The sequence below is a fragment of the Psychrobacter sp. H26 genome (genome assembly GCF_059073035.1).
The window spans coordinates 208,360-229,977 of record NZ_JCACRW010000001.1 but is presented as its reverse complement, the minus strand read 5'-3'; the positions used below and the strand labels follow the sequence as shown (position 1 = coordinate 229,977).

At 43.6% G+C, this 21,618-nt stretch carries 14 protein-coding genes; 5 read left to right on the top strand and 9 right to left on the bottom strand.

The window, feature by feature from the left end; all coding sequences use genetic code 11:
• Position 1 precedes the first annotated feature (1 nt).
• The 6 genes from msbA to rsmG all read right to left on the bottom strand — a co-directional run bounded on the left by msbA (position 2) and on the right by rsmG (position 6,259).
• Complete coding sequence (gene msbA / locus AC5JPT_RS01090; protein WP_493856758.1) at positions 2–1,789, bottom strand: lipid A export permease/ATP-binding protein MsbA; 1,788 nt, start codon at positions 1,787–1,789, stop codon at positions 2–4.
• Between the two features lie 76 nt (positions 1,790–1,865).
• Entirely contained in the window at positions 1,866–2,297 is a 432-nt protein-coding gene (locus AC5JPT_RS01085) for an ExbD/TolR family protein (RefSeq protein ID WP_493843386.1), read from the bottom strand.
• Positions 2,298–2,382: 85 nt separating this feature from the next.
• Positions 2,383–3,108: a MotA/TolQ/ExbB proton channel family protein gene (locus tag AC5JPT_RS01080; protein ID WP_493856757.1), complete on the bottom strand. Its 726-nt coding sequence runs from the start codon at positions 3,106–3,108 to the stop codon at positions 2,383–2,385.
• Positions 3,109–3,208: 100 nt separating this feature from the next.
• The gene (locus AC5JPT_RS01075; RefSeq protein ID WP_493856756.1) at positions 3,209–4,366 is read right to left on the bottom strand and encodes a ParB/RepB/Spo0J family partition protein; all 1,158 of its coding nucleotides are present in this window, start codon (positions 4,364–4,366) and stop codon (positions 3,209–3,211) included.
• 147 nt (positions 4,367–4,513) lie between these two features.
• On the bottom strand, positions 4,514–5,293 hold the full coding sequence (locus AC5JPT_RS01070) for a ParA family protein (RefSeq protein ID WP_319050236.1): 780 nt from the start codon (positions 5,291–5,293) through the stop codon (positions 4,514–4,516).
• A 246-nt stretch (positions 5,294–5,539) separates the two neighbouring features.
• Positions 5,540–6,259, bottom strand: coding sequence for a 16S rRNA (guanine(527)-N(7))-methyltransferase RsmG (gene rsmG / locus AC5JPT_RS01065; RefSeq protein ID WP_493856755.1), 720 nt, complete (start codon positions 6,257–6,259; stop codon positions 5,540–5,542).
• Between the two features lie 349 nt (positions 6,260–6,608).
• On the opposite strand from rsmG, the gene AC5JPT_RS01060 reads away from it, so the two are divergent.
• The 3 genes from AC5JPT_RS01060 to AC5JPT_RS01050 all read left to right on the top strand — a co-directional run bounded on the left by AC5JPT_RS01060 (position 6,609) and on the right by AC5JPT_RS01050 (position 11,512).
• Positions 6,609–9,389 (top strand): AAA family ATPase, encoded by a 2,781-nt coding sequence (locus AC5JPT_RS01060; protein WP_493856754.1) that lies wholly within the window; start codon positions 6,609–6,611, stop codon positions 9,387–9,389.
• A gap of 226 nt (positions 9,390–9,615) precedes the next feature.
• Entirely contained in the window at positions 9,616–10,755 is a 1,140-nt protein-coding gene (locus tag AC5JPT_RS01055) for a helix-turn-helix transcriptional regulator (RefSeq protein ID WP_493852683.1), read from the top strand.
• A 109-nt stretch (positions 10,756–10,864) separates the two neighbouring features.
• On the top strand, positions 10,865–11,512 hold the full coding sequence (locus AC5JPT_RS01050) for a TerD family protein (protein WP_319050232.1): 648 nt from the start codon (positions 10,865–10,867) through the stop codon (positions 11,510–11,512).
• 161 nt (positions 11,513–11,673) lie between these two features.
• Here the strand turns inward: AC5JPT_RS01050 and AC5JPT_RS01045 are convergent, their stop codons facing one another.
• Positions 11,674–12,657, bottom strand: coding sequence for an ion transporter (locus AC5JPT_RS01045; RefSeq protein WP_493853289.1), 984 nt, complete (start codon positions 12,655–12,657; stop codon positions 11,674–11,676).
• An 814-nt stretch (positions 12,658–13,471) separates the two neighbouring features.
• Between AC5JPT_RS01045 and AC5JPT_RS01040 the strand changes: the two genes are divergently transcribed.
• Positions 13,472–14,098 (top strand): OmpW/AlkL family protein, encoded by a 627-nt coding sequence (locus AC5JPT_RS01040; RefSeq protein ID WP_493856753.1) that lies wholly within the window; start codon positions 13,472–13,474, stop codon positions 14,096–14,098.
• Between the two features lie 214 nt (positions 14,099–14,312).
• Here the strand turns inward: AC5JPT_RS01040 and AC5JPT_RS01035 are convergent, their stop codons facing one another.
• Together AC5JPT_RS01035 and aceE are read right to left on the bottom strand one after the other, a co-directional pair.
• On the bottom strand, positions 14,313–16,031 hold the full coding sequence (locus tag AC5JPT_RS01035) for a 2-oxo acid dehydrogenase subunit E2 (protein ID WP_493856752.1): 1,719 nt from the start codon (positions 16,029–16,031) through the stop codon (positions 14,313–14,315).
• 25 nt (positions 16,032–16,056) lie between these two features.
• Entirely contained in the window at positions 16,057–18,870 is a 2,814-nt protein-coding gene (aceE, locus tag AC5JPT_RS01030) for a pyruvate dehydrogenase (acetyl-transferring), homodimeric type (protein WP_443524259.1), read from the bottom strand.
• A gap of 579 nt (positions 18,871–19,449) precedes the next feature.
• On the opposite strand from aceE, the gene AC5JPT_RS01025 reads away from it, so the two are divergent.
• A complete protein-coding gene (locus tag AC5JPT_RS01025) occupies positions 19,450–21,504 on the top strand; it encodes a hypothetical protein (protein WP_493856751.1) in 2,055 nt (684 codons plus the stop codon).
• Positions 21,505–21,618: the final 114 nt, after the last annotated feature.

Genomic DNA, 21,618 nt, shown 5'->3' with positions numbered 1-21,618 from the left:
GCTATTCAAAATCTCGAGCATACATTTGCGCATAGTGACCCTGTAGCTGCATCAGCTCGTCATGCGTTCCTAGCTCAACGATTTGTCCGCCATCCATCACAGCAATACGATCAGCGGACTCGATCGTCGTCAAACGATGCGCGATTACTAGTGTCGTGCGGTCTTTCATGACATTATCGAGGGCTTGTTGAATGTAGTATTCTGACTCATTATCAAGCGCACTAGTGGCCTCATCCAAAATCAAAATCGGCGCATCTTTTAATAATGCGCGAGCAATAGACAGTCGTTGACGCTGTCCACCTGACAGCTGTAGTCCTTCAGCACCGATTTCACTTTGGTAGCCGTTTGGCATCTTCATAATAAAGTCATGCGCGAACGCTGCTTTTGCGGCCTGCTCTACCTCAGCTTGGGTTTTATCAGCCAAACCGCCATAAGCGATATTGTTCAATACCGTTGTGTTAAATAACACCACTTGTTGATTCACCATGGCGATTTGTGCACGCAAGCTTTCTAATTTTATATCTTCAATGGGTATGTTATCTAGAGTAATTTGCCCTGAGGACGTCTCTAAAGTACGTGTTAGAAGATTCACTAAGGACGACTTACCCGCCCCGCTTCTTCCGACTAGTGCAACTGTCTCGCCTGCTTTTACATCTAAGGTAAAGTCGCGTAGAGCAACCGTTGAGTCTGGATATACCAAGCTGACATTGTCCAAAGACATCTGACCGGATAACGGCTTACTAATAGTACCTGTGTCTTCCTCTTCTGGTTCATCAAGTAATGCAAAAATCGACTCACCAGCAGCAATACCTTTTTGCAACTTTTGATTGATATCGGTCAGTGATCGGACAGGCTTACTGAGCAGACCAGCCGCCGCAATATAAGAGATAAACTCACCCGCTGAAATATTACTGATAACTGAAGGTCTAAGGGCAAGCCATACCACCACTGACATGGCTATCGCCATCAATAACTGTACCGCTGGGGTGTTGATACTATTGGTGACGACCACCTTCATGCCTTGGCGTAAATTCTTTTTTGAAGTCTTATCAAAACGCTCGGCTTCGTACCCTTGTCCACCGTAGTTCTTTACCACCTGATAGCCACCGATGACTTCATTGGTGATATGACTAACACTACCCATCGTCTTTTGAATGCCTTTAGACAGCTTCAGGTAACGCTTAGAAGCGATACGGATGAGCCACAATATCGGTGGTAATACGACGAACAAAATGAGCGTCAAGCGCCAGTTGCTATACAACAAAAAGCCTATCAATGCCACAACCGTCAAACCATCACGCAGCAAGGTCTTCATTGAGTCGGTACTGGCGGCGGTAACTTGTTCCACGTCAAATATCAGTTTTGATGAAATCGTACCAGCAGGATTGGCCAAATAGAATGAACTTGGTAGACGTAGTAGTTTATTAAATACTTCAATCCGCAGCTGATAAACCAGATTACGTGACACCAAAGCAGTGTAATAGTTACCCAAGAAACTACCCACACCGCGTACAAAAAACAAGGCAATAATGAGTAAGGGAAATAAAGCTTGTTTGCTGCGGTCATTTTGATTGATGGCATCAGTGATGTATTGCAATAGCTTGGCAATCCAAATCTCAGTTCCTGCATTGATAGCAAAACCCAAAACAGTTAGTAGCAAGGCCCACCAATACGGCTTTAGATATCTCAGTAGGCGCAATAAGGTCTTACTTTTAGGCGGACTAGAAGGTGCTGCTGAAGGTTTTTTAGCAGAAGATTTTGTAGAGTCAGATGTATAAGCTTGGCTCATAAAAGCCTCAATGTAGGTGTCATAACATGAATGGGCTGTGCTTGATACACAGTTTATAGTAATGATGCGGCAAATGTTATTGCGGCAAAGTTTGACCAAGTGGGACAACGGTGCTGATATTCAGGTTCAAAAAGCCAAGTTTGCCAGCGACATCCATTACTCGTACGACAGACTGATGGGTAGCGTTGGCATCCGCTGCAATCACAAAGAGCATATCGCGATTGCTTCCTGCTTCTTGCTGCAACATGCTGGTCAGTTCGGCTTCGTTGCTACTGGCGAGCGTAATACCATTGACCAAGTAACTGCCGTCTTCTTGCACAGCCACTTCAATGCTATTTTGTGGTTCTGTCTGTGCCACACCTTCTGCTTCAGGAAGGATAATATTTAAGCGACTAAAGTGGTTAAAGGAGGTAGCCAGTAGCAAAAAGACAATCAAAAACAATAAGCAGTCAATCATCGGTGTTAGATTAATCTCAAGCGGCTCAACCGTCGGTTTTCTAAAACGCATATGAATCTCTTCAAATTATCTAGTGCGCATGGGCATACTTTCGTATGAAAACCATCGCTATTATATAGAATCAAAACTATGACCGTTATGATGTCGCCATGTTGACCTTGTCTGTATCTAAGCCTGCATCTAACTGACTTCTAGCATGCTCATCCATAGCTACTGTACTATTGGCAGGCGCCGACGTGCGAGTGTTTTCAAGCAATTGGTAGTCGTATAGCTCTTGAATCATAAGTCCTGCTTGCGTCTCGAACTGCGCATTGATATCGATGATACGGCGTTGAAAGTATCGATACGCCACCAGTGCTGGGATAGCCACGATCATGCCAGCAGCCGTCGTGATTAGTGCTTGTGACACACCAGCAGCAAGCATAGTTGGATCTTGCATCGCACCATCAGTGATGGCTAAGAATGAAGAGATAATACCTAATACGGTACCTAATAATCCAAGCAATGGCGCAATAGCACCAATCGTACCCAGCATATTGATATTTTTTTCTAATTGATGAACTTGTACGCTGGCACGGTTTTGCATATGCATGGTCATAGACTCTAAGCCATACTGACGATAGAGCAGACCTGTTGCCAAAATATCACCAAGCGCTGTCTTTTCTTTGACATTCATCAGCTGCGTACGACCAATATCACCATTTTCACGTAAGCGAGTGATGAGCTGCTCTCGTAGTCTAGTGGGCACAATTTTGTTAAATTGTAGCGTATGGCTACGCTCAATGATGATAACCAGCGCTAATATAGAACAGACGACGATAGGTGTCATTAGCCAGCCACCTGCCTTTACTAACTCCCACATACTTACTTTCTTCCATATTCTCAAAACAGTTATGACGTAGACGGATTCATGCGTAAACAATTGCTACTAATAAATCAGTCCTACTAATTCGCGTGTTGTCCTAAGCCTGCGCTTCTATATGCTTGATTAAAGCGGCCAGTTGATCTTGATTATGGAAGAATATCTCAACGCTACCCTGTCCATCTTTTTTGTGCTTGAGTTTGACTTCGGCGCCTAACATATCAGTCAGTCTTTGGGTGAGACGTTCAGCATCACGAGATTGTGCTTGTTCGATACGATTGGCTTTGGGAGCCGGCTGCAAGATAGATTTGACCAGTTTTTCCGCTTCTCGCACCGTCATGCCACCATCGATGATTTTTTGCGCGATGATAGGCTGCTGCTCAGAAGACAACGCCAATAGCGTACGGGCATGACCCATATCTAGCGCGCTGGTTGCCAAATGGTCTTTTACCGTATCATGTAATTGATTTAAGCGCAGTAAATTCGATACCGTCGTACGTGCCTTGCCAACGACTTCAGCAATCATGGCATGACTCATACCGAACTCAGTATGAAAGCGCTGCAATGCTGCTGCTTGCTCAATTACTGATAAGTCTTCACGCTGGATGTTCTCGATCAATGCGAGTGCAATGGCGAGCTCGTCAGATAGCGCACGTTCAATAGCTGGAATAACCGACTTTCCGGCCATTTTGGCCGCGCGCCAGCGACGCTCACCCGCGATAATTTCGTGAGTAACAAAATCTTCACTTTTATCTTCATTGGCCAGCAAAGGACGAATCACAATAGGCTGCATCACGCCATGCTGCTCAATAGAAGATGCCAATTCTGCGAGCGCCGTTTCACTCATATCACGACGTGGCTGATATTTGCCTGCTTGTAAAAGGGTGACATCGATTTGTACGAGGCTGATTTGATCTTCTTGCGTACTTGCTTCTGTGCTGCTATTGCGTGACTTAGCAGCAGTAGACTTACTCGCAGCTCGCGGACTACGCGGTGCGCGAGTACCGTTGTCGCTATCAGCATCATTAGACGTTGTGGTCGATTTTTTGCTGGTTTTAATCGAAGTAGTATCAGCAGTCGCAGCTGCCGCGTTGGTATCGGCAGGCACTTTGGGATTCGGTGTTTCAGCTGGCGACGTGTTGTCACGTGCAGCCATATCGTCTTGCAAGGCAGAGGCGGTGATTTGCTTTTCTTTTTTGATTGATCCCAATAAGGCATCTAAGCCTCGATTGGCAGCCAACCCTCTTTTCTTCGCCATGATTACCTATCCTCTAACGCTAAAATAAAAGCCTATTGATTACTATTACGGCTTACTAAATGCAATTTTCAGTGCTTTGTTGTCCAACTGATTGCTTACTGTCTTTACCAGTGAAACTCGCTTATATAAACAACGCTTATATAAAAATCAACTGCTCTGCTTTATGACTTCAGCAGCCAGCTTTTGGTACGCGCGTGCGCCTTTTGACCATCTCTCATAAGCAATGACGGGCAAACCATGTGCAGGCGCTTCTGCTAGGCGAATATTTCTTGGAATATGTGTCTTGTACATGATATCGCCAAAATGCGCTTCTAATTCAGCAGACACATCACGAGCAAGTGTATTACGTGCATCAAACAGCGTTCTCACGACTCCACGTATGTATAGCTTGGGATTTAACTCTGTTAGACGCTCAATCGTTTGGGATAAATCAGCCAACCCTTCTAATGCATAATACTCACACTGCATCGGAATAATGACGCTATCAGTTGCGACCAGAGCATTAATGGTCAATAGATTCAAACTAGGCGCACAATCTATAATCACATAATCATATGACTGCTTTTTATTAGCGACTTGATCATTAACCAAATCTGCCATGGCAGTTTTGAACAATTCATGGCTATCAGTCTTGCTCATCAATGTGATATCCATACCTGCCAAATCGCGGTTGGCACCGATAACATCGAATCCAGCAGGGCTAGTGACAATGGTTTCAGTCAGTGATACCCCATCAAGCAAAACATCGGCTATGGTAAGCGTTAGCTCATTTTTATCAACACCAGTCCCGCTGGTTGCATTACCCTGTGGGTCTAAGTCAATCAGTAGTACGTGCTTGCGCTTAGCAGCTAAACTGGCGGTCAAATTTACCGCCGTTGTGGTTTTGCCCACACCGCCCTTTTGATTCGCAATTGCTATGATTTCCATACACTCACTCAATATTATTAAAATCTATTACTTGATTTTTCTTTTACTGTATTTGATGCAGTTGGTAACGCTCATACTGGTAAATTCGTACTACGCCAGCACTCTCAATCCGCAGCCGTTTTAGATGTCAACTGCTCAATTTCCGCTTACATAGTTTTAGTGCTTTTAAATACTATGTCATTTGAGTACAAACGTAAACTATGTTTCACAAAAAATGATAGCTGTTTCATGACTGAGAAGTGTTTGTCATTTAGATGTTTTGACAGACATCTCAATCAAATGACGGCTGTCATGCAGCCGCGGTACTGATAGCTTGATTGTTTTGATGTGCCAATCACCATCGAGCGCTTGCAGCTCTTCATCACTCGGTGCTTTGCCTTTCATCGCACACAGATAGCCGCCATCTACTAATCTTGGCTGCGCTACCTCAACAAAATCTATCAAACTGGCAAATGCTCTAGAAGTCACTACGTCGTAACTGGCCTCGTGTGCTTCGATACGTGAAGCGATTAGCTGCATATTACCCAAACCAAGTTCACTGCTGATTTGCTTGATAAAGCGAATCTTTTTCTGATTACTATCAAGTGCTGTACATTGGCGCTCAGGCTGACAAATCGCAATAATCACTGCAGGCAACCCTGCTCCTGTGCCAATATCAAGCAGTGAACCCGCTGGTAAATGCGTGATAATAGACAAACAATCAATCACATGTTTGATCAGTGCTTCTTCTGGGTCAGTGATAGCGGTCAGATTATACGCTTTATTCCATAACAAAAGCTGGTCTAAGTATAATAATAACGTGCGCTGCTGTTTATCACTTAGAGATAAACCGAGCTCGGCTATTGCTTGTGCTAAGATATTAGCAAGCGTTGGCAGCTGTGCCCCAAGTTTGATAAAGCCAGTCGGATCAATACGGATGTTACCCGTGTTAGCAGACGATGAAGAGGTTTTAGCGGAAGCTGACATACAACGAGTTATCCAGTTTTGACATGTGAACCGCCTATTTTATCATGTGACCCGCTCATTGAATAGTTGCAGATTGCGCCAATGTGGAACATCTTATACTATCTACGCTTGTTGTGAGGCGTTATCGTATGTAATAGCATGATATGCCATGAGCCATTTATTCTTTTTTTATTCATTGTGCTATGTCAATTATCCAAATATGATACAAAACTGCGCTCAATGACTTCGTTAAAATGCAGCCACATCTTGTAAGATGTCTTTATTGACAGTAATAGTTTTAGAATAAATACGCCTAGTATGAATATGCCATACCCCAACCTATACCTTTAAGATGATGTTTTAATACCCTATGACTGAACAACTCCGCACCCCTATATCTCAAATATCAAAAGACGCTAACAATATGGTACTACCTACCGCTGACTCGAAAAATACTCAGCAAGATACACCTAATACGCCCAATCCTATTTTTGTAGAGGTTCAGCAAAATTGCCGCATATCAGCTGAGCAACTAAAGCGCTATAGTGACCCTGATGAGCTGCCTACAGACACCCGCATGGCACCGGACTTGGATGTTGGTTTTGGTCAGCAGCGCGCACTCAAAGCATTGCATACGGCTCTAGATATCAAGGCTAGTGGCTATCATGTATTTGCTGCTGGTGAGAACGGCTTGGGCAAACGCACGGTTATTAGTCGCCTGCTTACCCGCATCGCCGCTGATGCACCAACGCCTGACGATTGGGTCTATGTGCATAATTTTACTGATCCCCGTACGCCGCTCGCACTGCGTCTGCCTGCAGGTCAAGCAGTACAACTACAGCAGCACGTCAATAGCTTGTGGCAACAAGCCAAAAAGCGACTGAGCCAACGGTTTCGTAGTGACCAATACCAAAGTAAAATTGAAGCGATAAAGAACAATACGCATCAAAAAGAGAGTCATGCCTATGATGCGCTAAACGCTGAAGGCAAACAATATGACTTAGCTTTAACGTTTCGCTCGTTTGATAATAAAGCAGTTTTCGTTCATCCCAGTCAACTAACGACAGACAATAGCAGCGACCACTCAAAGGATTCAAAATCACCTAGCAATGATGAAGACTCATCGCCGATAAATAGTACCGAAAAAGCCAATATACCAAGTAACGATAAAACTAACGGTAATAAAGATCAAAATAATGCCCAAAATTCTGAGTATGGCAATAGCGAGTACGAAGCGGAGTTAAATAACTTTGTACAGAAAAATCATATGCAAAAACGGCTCAGCCAACTGACCATCGCTTTAGAGCAGTTAGAAGATGAAGCCAACGATGCAATCGAGTCATTGCATCGCAGTATCGCGCACCGTGCGCTACAACCTTTGTTTGCCCCTATTTATGAGCAGTTTGCCACGCACCCGCTTGTTGTTGATTACCTCAAAACTGTGTTTGCCGATATGGTTGCTCATGTAGAGCGCATCGTCAACGGTGATGACGAAGAATTTGTGTCGGCAGTATTAACCACAACACCTAGCCGTTATGCGGTCAATATTATTGTCAGCCACGTACCAGACAGTGGTGCACCTGTTGTCTTTGAAGACCTGCCGACTCACCTTAATCTGTTGGGTCACGTTGAGCAAATCACTCAATTGGGTACCGTAACGACTGATGTCAGCATGATTCGTGCGGGCGCCCTGCACCGTGCCAATGGCGGCTACCTGCTCCTAGAAGCCAGCCATTTACTTGAGCACCCTTATGCATGGCAAGGTCTAAAGCGCGCATTACAGTCACGCAAAATTAAGCTCTCAAGTCTTGAGCAGATGCTGACCCTAACAGGTAGCTTGTCCTTATCACCTGCGCCTATTGATCTTGATATCAAAGTGATCTTATTAGGTGAAGCAGACTTGTACTATGAGCTGTTAGAGCTTGAGCCTGAGTTCGATGCGGTGTTCAAAGTTCGAGCGGACTTTCATGATGATGTGACGCGCACCAGCGAGCATGAATTGGCACTGGTAGCGAAAATGGCAGACATCATTGACTACGCCGATCTGTATCCGTTCGATAGTTGCGCGCAAGCCACGTTACTTGAGCACTTGAGCTTGCAAGCTGAAGAACAAGATCGACTGAGCTTACATAGTGACTTGCTTATCAAGCTGCTACATGAGTCTAACCGTCATGCGCGTTTGAACGCACAAAATATGGTTACTGCTGACCATGTCATTCAAGCCATTGACGATATGGATGAGCGCTCAGGATATTTGCGTGACCTATATTGGGATGAGCTCAAAAACGGGCAGCAACTGATTCAAACCCAAGGCAGTGCGGTTGGACAGGTCAATGCCCTGACTGTCGTCAGTTACGCTGATAGTGAGTTTGGCATGCCTGCGCGTCTCACTGCGGTGATTCAACCCAATATTGGTGCAGGTGAAATCCTTGATATTGAACGTGATGTAGACTTGGGTGGTAGCTTGCATGCTAAGGGCATGCTGATCATGACCAGCTATTTGCGGGCGCTGTTTAGCCAGCACCATGCGCTAAATTTTAGTGCCTCGCTCGCATTTGAACAAAGCTACGCTCATATCGATGGCGATAGCGCCACTGTCAGCGAAGGCTGCGCCCTACTATCCGCCTTAGCTAATGTCCCCATTGATCAATCATTTGCCATCACTGGTTCCATGAATCAGCTGGGTGAAGTACAGGCTGTTGGCGGCATCAACGCCAAAATCGCTGGGTTTTTTGATGCCTGCCGTGAGCAAGAACTCACAGGTGGGCAAGGCGTGGTTATTCCGATGGCCAATGTTAAACAACTGATGTTACGTGACGATATCATTGCTGCTGTAAGAGACAGCAACTTTCATATCTATGGTGTTTATACATTGAGTGAAGCCTTGACCTTGATGACAGGTCTACCCATCGACACCATGAACAAGAAAGGTCGATATCGCAAAAATACGCTATTCGGTAAAGTTCTGGATCGTCTAATGCTGTGGGATGAAAACCAAGATGGCGATGATGATGTCGATGATAAAAAGTCAGAAAAGAAAGAGAAAAAAAAGCGTAAAGCAAAGCGTCAGAAAAAAGAGGATAAGAAAAAGGAAGAAAATCGTAAAGACGAAAATGGTGAGACTGAAGTCATTGATGATGAATCGCTTTAGTACCCACTAGCTTTAATATCTACTATATTAGTCTTCATTATTAAATACAGAGCGTTCGATATGGCGTCGACATGTACGAACGTCCCTAGACGCCACGATACTTTTCTGCGATGATAAACGGCTGCTAACTGGTTAAAACCCATAAAACATTAGCCTTTAAAGCATTAATCTTGAAAATATTGACCTACAAAAAAATGACCTATGACTTCATAAAGGGTATCTCTTAATGACTGTACGTCCTACCACTGCCAATGACATCCACGCTCAAGCCAACGCTACTGAGCAAGAGAATATGCTGGTGGCTACAGACAGCAATGCGCTAAAAGAGAGCAATGACAACCGTCATGGAGCGGCGACGACTGCTCGTCAATGGCAGGTGTTGTCACAGCTACAGCGCAATCGCTGGGTAGGCACCACCCATATTTACGAACAGCTCATGATGGCAGGTTTTGACATCAGCCTACGTACTGTACAGCGTGATCTGAATGCGCTGGCCAAACGCTTTCCTATCGAAAAAAACAATGCCAATCCTCAAGGCTGGCGCTGGAAAGAAGATGCCCCACTACAAAGCTTACCGCATATGAACTTATCGCAAGCCGTTGCCTTTAATATGGTTGAGGCCAATCTGACTCAGCTATTGCCACCTGTCATTTTAGATGAGCTGTTCCCTTGGTTTGACTTGGCAAGACGACAACTCAAAAACAGCAAAGTGACACACTCATGGATAGACCGCGTCCGTATTGAGCCTGCGACCCAGCCACTCATTGCGCCACACATAGACCTAGATAGCAAAGACAACATCTATCATGCTCTATTTTATCAGTTGCAAATCAATGCCTGCTATACTCGCAGCAATAAGTCAGAGGCCAGCGAGTATACGCTAAACCCTATTGCTATCATTCAGCGTGGTGTGATTATCTATCTACTGGCCACTCGTACCGATGATCCAGACGTCATTATTCGCACCTTTGCGCTACACCGATTTGATAGTGTGGAGATTTTAGAAAGTACCGCACAAACCCCAGATAACTTTCAACTCGATACGTATTTGGACGAAGGCAGTATGGGGTTTAGTCACCCGTTTTTCGGTGAACTGGCTGAGCGTGGTAAAAACACCACCATTGAGCTACAATTTACGCAGCAAGCAGGTAGAAGCCTCACAGAGAGTAAATTGAGTGACGATCAGGTTGTCATAGCAAATGATGACGGAACCTTAACGATAAAAGCGACGGTTAATCTGACCTCACAACTGGTTTGGTGGCTACGTGGTTTTGGCAATGGGTTGTTAGGTGCTAAGCCTGAGTTGTTATACCAAGCGGTATTAGACAAACCTCGAGCGACAACGAATACTGATAGTGATGTCTAAGCTGAGTAATACTTAGACCACAATATGCGCTAATAACCAAGAACCAAGAACCAAGAACCAAGAACCAAGAACCAAGAATTAACCACTAAGAATTGAAAAAAGGAATGTTATGCCGACCACTGCCCCATCACCACTGCTTTCCGACAGTTTAAGAGGACTGGGCTTGGATACGGGAACCTTATTTTTTGCGCTCAATTATGAATTTACCAAGATTGAGCCAAAAGGGTTATTTAAGCGTTTTAAAAAGGACAAAAGCGCAGTCGATATCGACTTAGCGTGCGTCTTATATGATGACAACTGCATCATTAGTGACATCGTCTGGTTCAAACAATTGCGTGATAGAGCCGAATCAGTCAAGCATCAAGGAGACAGTCTAAACGGCAAGGATCGCGGTGAGCAAGCTATGTATCTTGCGCCACTTGACCAAGAGCAAATTAGATTGGAATTAGAAGAAGTTCCAGAACATATCACCCATATTGCGCTGCTTGCCAACTCATACCATGGTCACGCGTTTTCAAGAGTTAAGAAAGGCGAGATTCATCTGAGCGATGACGAGGGCAACCGCTGTTTTGAAGTCAACCTAAAACAGCTGCCACGTGATTGTAAAACCCTTTGGGTTGCTCATTTGCGTCGTTCTGTCGATGACTGGCATCTGACGCTACAAAACCTACCACTAGATGCAGAAGATCTATCAAGTGCAGCACAGCAAGTGGCCCATGAGTTGGCACGTGCGATGCCTATTCCTCAGGGTGTATAGTCCTAGATATACATTATCAACAAATAATACAATGTAAAAATGGTGCTATGTTTTGATCACATGGCACCATTTTTTGATCGCACACACCGTTATCTGGTGACTGTTTAGATTACTATTTGAATGGCTACTTCAACAAACACCTACTCCTATCTAATTTTTATCTATAAGACCTCACCACAATGTGGACAAAAATTCTTTTGACGGTCCTCTACTTCTTTTTCGCGACGCTCCAACTCTTGTTCACGCAGCACTTGTAATACGATATTTTGCGCCTGCTCTTTGTCCAGTCCTAGCTCGCGGCGAATCTTATCAATCATCATCTGATTTTGTACCAAATCAAAGTCACTATCGATCAGCTGCTCTCGGAAATGCTGCTCCAGCTCTTCACGCCGCTGCGCAAGCTCATTTGCAAGACCCGTCGCCAGAATACCTGCAGGCAGTGCCGCAAGACCCACACCCAATATGGTAATGATTGCCCCCAATATCTTGCCAGCATTGGTGATTGGGGTTACATCGCCGTAGCCCACAGTAGTAAGCGTCACCACAGCCCACCACATCGCTTTGGGTATCGACTCAAACTCTTCTGGTTGGGCGTGATTTTCAACCAAGTAAATACCGCTTGATGCCGTCACAATCATGATAATTAATATAAAGATAACAGCTTGAAACGAGCCTCGCTCTTTACTGATAACCACCAGTAGAATACGCATGGACGCAAAATAGCGAGTCAGCTTGAGGATACGGAACAGACGCAGAATCCGTAAGAAACGCAAATCAATCGTGACAAAGAAGTTTAGGAACGCTGGGACAATCGCTACCAAATCGATGAGTGCTGACGGGCTTCTGATCCAATCCCAACGCTGCTTCCACGTTGTATTGTCAGGTTTGGCTTCAGCGACGCTCCATAATCGCAACAAATACTCGATAGAAAATATCACAATAGAGAAGTTTTCAAACCACGTAAAATATTCCTGATACGGGTAATACCAACTATCTACTGACTCCGCTATCACGGCTGCCACATTGGTCATAATCAAGAATATAAGAAAATAATCGAGATAACGACTAAATAACGTGTCGTGCGCTTCGTTTTGCAAAACATCATAAACAAAATGACGCAAGCGCCGTATAGATTGGAATAGCATGCCGTCCCTATGCGGTGAAACACCGGTAATATATTAGTAGAATAAAACAGTGATCATAGAATATGACTACCTATATGTTCAAAAAGATAGATGGTCAAAAAAATAGCTCATTTGATGGAGCGCCTGACAGCTTATGACAGCTCCTGACTTGAAGCCACCCGTATTACTCATGGTTTTATCATACTTGACCATAAAGGGTTACGTAAATTTTGAATAATAGATATAGACAGATATGAGCAGCATCAGTGCGATTGATAAAATAGAGAGTCTCAAAAACTGCTCATCAGCAATGAGCTGTTGGCTTATATCTTGAGCAGGCACCAAAAACAAATTGCATTCAGGGCAACAAGAGTCCACCTGATTCAATATCTTTGTAGAGCGTGCATTCTCACAGCGTAGAGGAGAATTACTACAATAACCGAGCATAATATATTACGCCTCTTGTCATATCATCAATATCAATTCCATAAGCCATTATCAATCGTCAATAATTTGACGCTCATCAACTCTTCGATTCGGATAACCATTATTATCTCAGTTTTTTGAACCAGTTATATCAGAGTATCACAATGCGGTTGTACCCTATCCCACAATAATTAGTTTTTAACAGTCAAAAGCTGTCAAATAATTCCTTCTATCGTTAGTGACTAAATAAAAGCACTTAAATCTCAAATTAAAACCTTACAATAAATGTGGTTTTAAACTATAATGATGCCATGATGTTACAGATTAATTATCTATTATAACATTATGTATCAGTGTACAATGCCATCCCTCATTTCACTGACCCTTTTCACATTTTAGGAACCAACCAATGAAACTACAATCCCTAGTTTTGGTAGCTGCTGCACTTACGATGACCACTGCTTTCGCTGTCCCTGCTGGCACATGGTCTGTTGCCGCTGGCGCCCATATGGTCGACCCAAAAAGCAACAACGGTACATTAGTCGACGGTACACTAGCAGTAAAAGTGGATGATGATATCCGTCCAACTATCAGCGGCGAATACTTTATCGCTAATAATGTTGGTGTCGAATTACTTGCAGCAATCCCATTTCATCATGACTTTGACCTGAACAACGCTGATGGCAATGAAGTTTTGACAGGTAGTACCCAACATTTACCACCTACGCTTTCTGTACAGTATCACTTCGTTAATGACAGTATGCCAATGAATATCAAGCCTTTTATCGGTGTTGGTGTGAACTACACGACATTCTTTAAAGAAAGAATCTCTAGTGGTGGCGATTTAGATCTTGATGATAGCGTTGGCGTAGCGGGTCACGTAGGTCTTGATATTCCTTTTGCTCCTACTGAGGCATTCCGAATCGATGCACGCTACATGGACATCAAAACCGACGCTACTTTAGACGGTAGTGATATCGGTGAAATTGATATTAGCCCTTGGGTATATGGCGTTGCCTTTGTCAAACAGTTCTAAGCCAGTCAAGTATCATGACTCAAAAGAGCCAGCTTGTTAGCTGGCTTTTTTATATTTACTAATTACTGTCTATCACTTGCCGCTCACTATTACTACCATCTACATCTAGCCTAATCATTAAATAGCTGTTCTTAGAATAGTGGTTTCTAGAAACGAAAAGCAAGCCATAAAAAAGACCATCCGTAGACAGTCTTTTTTTATTTATCGGTAAGTGCTAGATCAAGATACGACGTGGATCTGCAAGCAAGGTCGCAACATAGCGGGTAAACACTGCCGCATCAGCACCATTGATGACACGATGATCATAAGATAATGATAATGGCAGCATCAGGCGCGGCTCGAAAGTCTGCTTAGCATCATTCCAGACAGGCTGCATAGTGGCTTCTGAAGCTCCTAAGATACCTACTTGTGGCCAGTTGACCAGTGGTGTAAATGCTGTACCACCTAGGATACCTTGGCTTGAGATAGTAAAGCTTGCACCTTGTAGATCTTTGGTACTGAGCTTCTTATCGCGAGCCTTGACAGCAAGCTCACCAATCTCAATTGCGATTTGCTTGATACCTTTATCTTGCGCATCCTTAATAACAGGTACAATCAGACCATCATCAGTTGCTACTGCGATACCCATATTGACACTCTTACGCAAAATGATTTGTGTATTGTCATCGCTTAAATGACTATTAAAGCGTGGATGCTGCGTGAGCGCGTATGCGGTCGCTTTAACGATAAAGGCCAAGATAGTCAACCCAACCCCTTCAGCTTTCATACCGCCTTTTAACTCACCACGTAGTTTTTCAGTCTCGGTAATATCAGACAAATCAAACTGTGTCACTTGTGGTAGCAAAGTATTGTAGTTCAGCTGCGGTATTGATACTTTTTGCAGACGGCTGAGGTCTTGGGTTTCTGTCTCACCCCAGACCTCTGTATTGCTCATATCAGGCAGTTTCGGTAGACCTGAACTTACGGCGCTGCTGCTCGCAGGCGCTGCTTTTTGCTTGGTTAGGCTATCTTTGACATGAGCAAACAGATCTTCTTTTAGGATACGATCATTTAATGCTGAGCCAGTCACCTGTGTGATGTCAACACCTAACTGACGCGCTAGCTTACGCACGGCAGGACCTGCATACACATCGACCAATTTTTCATTGACCTGTGCTTCAGTGAGTTTACCCTCTGGTTTGCTAGCAGCTGTATCAGTATTGGTCGGTTTGGCAGCTTGTTTTGGTTCACCAGTGGTCTTAGGAGCTGTTTTATCTTCTGTTTTGGCGGGTGCTGACTCTTGTGGTTTAGAAGCTTCAGGCTCACTATTACTCGCATTATCTGTACCGCTTTCCATAATAACGATAAAGTCCTGACCGTTGGCAACCATATCACCTGCTTCGACCAAGATTTTTTCGATCTTACCGGCAACAGGCGCTGGTACTTCAACTGAAGCTTTGTCAGATTCGATCAATAAAATCGACTGTTCAGCGCTGACAGTATCACCGACGCTTACCATAATCTCAGAAACCTGTGCTTCATCAACACCTAGGTCAGGCAACGCATGAGTCGTTGCTTGACCAGTAGCAGCTGGCTTAGCAGGAGACTCTGATTGCTTTGATTCAGTAGTATCAGGCTCAGATTTTTCTTCTGTTTCAGCAGATGTGTCCTTTGCAGTGTTCTCATCTTGTTTATCATCAGCAGTGCTATCGCTATCATTGCTATCATCTGCACTCTCAAGCTCAATTAGCACCATACCTTCACTGACTTGATCACCAATAGCAATGCTAATTTTAGTGACTTTGCCAGCAGCAGAGCTTGGCACTTCGACTGATGCTTTGTCAGACTCTAACAACACGATGTTGTCATCTTTTGCGATGACATCACCAACTTCTACCATAATCTCGCTGACTTCGGCGCTATCCACACCTAAATCGGGGGCTTTAATGTCCATGATTTATTTCCTCGTCTTATGGTTATTATTCTTTGACATCACTATCATCGAGTACGTTTGCATCTGCTTGGTCTTCAGCGCGACCTTCATCACTGATTTCATCATCATCTTCTTCAACAAACTCAGGAACAGGTTTTGGATTGACATTACCTGGTGCTGGTGCATCTGGAGATTGATCGTAATAAGACTGCTGTTGCCATGCAGGTGGGTGATCCACATCGATACCTAAGCTTGAAATCGCGTCTTTGACCAAACGCATCTCAACTTCACCCTCATCGGCTAAGCGCTTCAGCGTTGCCACAACAATATGTGCGGCATCAACATTAAAGAAACTGCGTAGGTTTTCACGCGTATCAGAGCGGCCATAACCATCCGTACCCAAAGTCGTATAAGGACGGTTGTCTGGCAACCAAGCACGAATCTGCTCTGAGTAGTTACGCATATAATCTGTCGCAGCAACCACGATACCTTCGTGCGGTGCCAACTGCTCAGTAACCCAAGGCACTTTTTCTTCATCCATCGGATGCAAGCGGTTGTAGTCGTCGCAATCCATACCATCACGAGTCAGCTCATTAAAGCTGGTAACGCTCCAGACGTTAGATGTGATATTGAACTCATCTTTTAGTATCTGTGATGCTTTTTGGACTTCGCGTAAGATCACACCAGACCCTAACAGCTGTACTTGTGCTGAGCCATTATCTTCTAATAAGTACATACCGCGCTTGATACCTTCTTCGCTTCCTTCTGGCATTTCAGGTTGTTCGTAGTTTTCATTCATCAGCGTCAAGTAATAATAGACGCGCTCACCTTCACCGTACATACGGCGCAGACCATCATGCATCACTACTGCCAGCTCGTAACCGAAACAAGGGTCATAGGTGACACAGTTCGGTACGGTATTGAATAGTATCTGTGAATGACCATCTTGATGCTGCAAGCCTTCGCCGTTAAGCGTTGTACGACCAGCTGTTGCACCTAGTAAGAAACCCTGTGCCTGACAATCGCCTGCGGCCCAAGCCAAATCACCCACACGCTGGAAACCAAACATTGAGTAATAGATATACATCGGAATCATTGGCAGGGCGTTCACAGAGTAGCTGGTTGCCAAAGCAATCCACGTACTCATTGCGCCCGCTTCGTTGATACCTTCTTCTAGCATGTGACCATCGATGGCTTCTTTATAACCCATCAACGCTTCACTATCTTCTGGCGTATATTTTTGACCGACCGCTGAATAGATACCCAATTGACGGAACATGCCCTCTAGACCAAATGTACGCGCTTCGTCAGGTACGATTGGTACAACGCGATCTTGGATATCTTTGTTTTTTAGCATCGCAGATAGCAAACGTACAAAAACCATCGTGGTAGATTGCTCTTTGCCATTACTGCCTTTTAATACGCGATCAAACATCGATAGCTCAGGAATATTAAGCGGGATGTGACCACTACGGCGGTTGGGCAGATGACCACCTAACGACTCGCGGCGCCCTTTGAGATATTTCATCTCCGCCGAACCTTCTTCAGGGCGATAGAATGGTAGGGTCTCTAGTTGCTCATCAGTAAACGGTAAATCAAAACGATCACGGAAATACATCAAGGCTTCTTGATCTAGTTTTTTGATCTGATGTGACTTGTTAACGGCTTGCGTTTGAGTAGATAAGCCGTAGCCTTTGACAGTTTTGACCAAAATAACGGTTGGCTGACCTTTTGTCTTCATTGCTTCACTAAAAGCAGCATAAACTTTCACTGGATCGTGACCACCACGGTTCAGACGTGCAATCTCTTCGTCCGTCAGCGCATCTGCCATCTCTTCTAACTCTGGGTATTTACCAAAAAACTCTTTTCGGGTAAATTCAGGCGTACGTGCTTCATATAATTGGTACTCACCATCGACCACTTCTTCCATACGATGTTTAAGCACGCCGGTATGATCTTTACTAAGTAGTGAATCCCAGTTGCCACCCCAGATAACTTTGATGACGCGCCAGCCTGCACCGCGGAACACAGACTCTAGCTCTTGAATAATCTTGCCATTACCACGTACAGGACCATCAAGGCGCTGTAGGTTGCAATTGACCACCCATATCAAATTATCCAACTTTTCACGACCAGCAAGAGAGATTGCGCCTAAGCTTTCTGGCTCATCCGTTTCACCATCACCTAAGAACGTCCAGATTTTACGACCTTCTTTTTCTAGTAATTCGCGGTTTTCCATATAGCGATGTACATGGGCATGATAGATCGACATGATGGGCCCAAGTCCCATTGATACCGTTGGGAACTGCCAATAATCGGGCATTAAGTATGGATGTGGATAGCTTGATAGACCTTTACCACCCACTTCACGACGGAAGTTATCAAGCTGATCTTCGGTCAAACGACCTTCTAAATAAGAGCGAGCATAGATACCTGGTGCTGAATGACCTTGGTAATAAATCATATCGCCACCGAAATGATCGCTGGCTGCTCGGAAGAAATGGTTAAAACCAGTCTCATAAAGCGTTGCACTAGAGGCGAATGTCGCTAAGTGACCACCCAAGTCATCATCGTTTTTGTTGGCACGCATCACCATGGCAAGTGCGTTATAACGAATCAAAGCACGTATCTTACGCTCCATGCCTAGATCGCCTGGATACATTGGCTCATCTTCTGCGGCAATACTATTGACGTAAGCGGTATCTAGTCTATTAAAAGGCAGGCCTTCTTGAACTGCCATGTTGTACAACGCCTTTAGTAGAAACTGGGCACGGTCCTTATCTGCGTGTTTGACCACAGATTCAAAGGCTGCCAGCCACTCTTGGGTTTCGGTGCTATCAGCATCCTTATAATAATTCATTGGTGTTAATCCTTTTATATCAGTCGTACCTGCCTATATGGCAGGGCTTTGTTAAATACTGGTGAGTGATGGGATATCGACTTACTGATGGCTTCCTTGCTATCTTCAATCATTCCATTGTTTTGTGCGGTGGTATAGAACATGATGGTAAAAAACACTACTACGGTGAGCTGACTTGTACATCAAATAGATGCCATGACAAAACAGCTCATACTGTTATCCCTGTATATCCTGTCACAGATGATTTTGACAGTCCATTATAGGCGTTTGCGAGGGAATTGTTTATGGCTGTAAAGAAATGGATAAATAACAAGTATTTTTTAAATAAATAACGATTAGTTTTTTTAAAAATGATTACTGATGATTCACTGAGATATATCTAATTTTATTGAATGTGCAAAAACAAGTATAGCCTTTGCAGTAAGGGTTCATCTCTCTAAATATATTATCTGAAAAAGCATTCTGCTATTCATACCCTATAAATAGACTTTCGTCTCATTTTTGTATATTAATTGTCACTTAAATATTATGCTTATCACAAAATTATATCTACATTCCATCCTTGCTCTCGGAGCTATTATGAATTCGTCTGTTGAACTATCAGCTCTTAAGTCGAGAGTAACGCGTTGGATAGCTTTACCGTCTTTGTTGGTACTACTGCCCAACTATTTGGCTTTTGCAGCAATTACAACTTGCCCTGCTAACTTTGTGTCTGATGAGTTTGCAAGCACTGATTACAGCAACTTAGGATCGACAGCATCACCGCCTATTCTTGGTGTAAACCAACTTTTAAACGGTCTCAAAAGTGAAAGTTACACTGTGGCTTCTAACAGTTTAGTGACTACCGGTAGTCTAGATGCAGGTGGCTCGAACTTTTATAGACCTAAAACGCTAGCAGGCAACCTTCAATCGTTTGAATTTTTTCAGGATTTTACTAACAAGGCATCATCTCGTACGGCCTCATATACTTTTAAAAACAGTTTCACCAACGAGTCTCAAGCCCTTACCAATGTCAGCTTAAGTATTTATGATATAGATGTGAACTATTTAGGTACAGGGACAGGAAACGGAGGAACAACACTAAATACTAGATATTTCGAGTTTTCTGACCAAGTGACCATCACGGGTTTTACTAGTGCGGGTGCTAGTGTGACGCCAACTTTGACATATAGAGGCACCGGAATAACGACTACTGCACCCTATCGTCAAACAACTACTACTGGTAGCGTTTTATGTAGTACAGATTCTGTAGATGAAAGATGTAAAGTATCCGTTGCTTTTAATCAACCTATCGTTAGAGTAGATGTGTCTTATGGCAATAACCCTAACCTAGAATACTACGATAATACTACTGGCACTGTAGGTAACCCTGGTGATCAGCTGATCAACATTGTATTTGATGGTTACTGCTACCTACCACAGCCGCGCCTAACATATACTAAAGCTCTCTCTTCTTCTCGTAAAACAAATACCGACCAATTCACAGTTCAAATCAAGGACAATGCAGATAACTCGGTTGTTACCAACGGCATCAGCTCGGTCACTACGTCGGGTTCAGGCAATACAGTCACTACGGGCACAGGCACTACAGGAACCTTTAAGGTGAACCCTGCCAAGACCTATACACTGACAGAAGCCGTCTCAGGAACGACCAACCTAGTAGATTATACTGCGTTGTATGCATGTAGAAGATCGGATGGTACAACCGTTACTACTTTAGATCCAAAAAATCTAAAGCTTACGTACGGAGATAATTGGGCATGTACAATCACAAATGACAGATCCAATTATGTCTTTTCAGGTATTGTATTTAACGATAACGGTCAAATTACATCTCCAGCCAAAGATGATGTCTCTACTAAATATCTAAATAATAGTCTTTATTTTAATGGTAGATATGACTCACCAACTGAATCTGGAATCCCTTTTACCACTGGTCACACCATTACTTTGAATAAATGTGCTGGTGATAGTGGGACGTTTTCGCCTCAAACAGTGAATATCAATAGTGACGGTACCTACAGCTTCAATTTGACATCTGCACAAGTTGGCAGTTATACCAGACTCTGTGTCACTCAGAATGAACCTAGCAATTATGCATATTCTGTAGACACGACAAGCGATGTGCGACAAATAAACATTATTAATAGTCAGTACAACTATCCTAGCAATGACTTTGGTGATGTTATCCAAGAAAATGCTGCATTAGTATTAATCAAAAGTCAGTATGTTCATGACTGTAGTCTAAATAACCTTGCTACAATTGGTGTCAATTATGAAGGTAGTGCTAACAGCGCGTATAGTATAAAACCAATATCTGGCATTGTGCCAGGACAATGTATCGCTTATAGAATTGAAGCCATCAACCGGGGCAACGTTTCTCTGACAGATATTGTTATCAAGGATACGCTACAGAGTAAAAATGACTCTAATAATTCGCTGATTACCTCTACCTTAGTTAATCCAACACCTATTGGTGAAAATAGCGGCACTCCATCATTTGCAACAAACTCGGTATCTATTGGTAACAACGGTACAGTGACTACCAATACTTTTTCTTTAGGTGCTACTACAGCCACTCGCCGTCAGGCCATTCGCTTTAATACTAAATATGGTACTACCAGTAGTAACTAAACACCTGTGTATTAAATTACCGAATACTCAATCAAGCCCTATCTTCATAGATAGGGCTTTTACCGTTTGGTCACCTTGAAACACCATTTGTCGTCTTTATAATGAAAGTTTGTA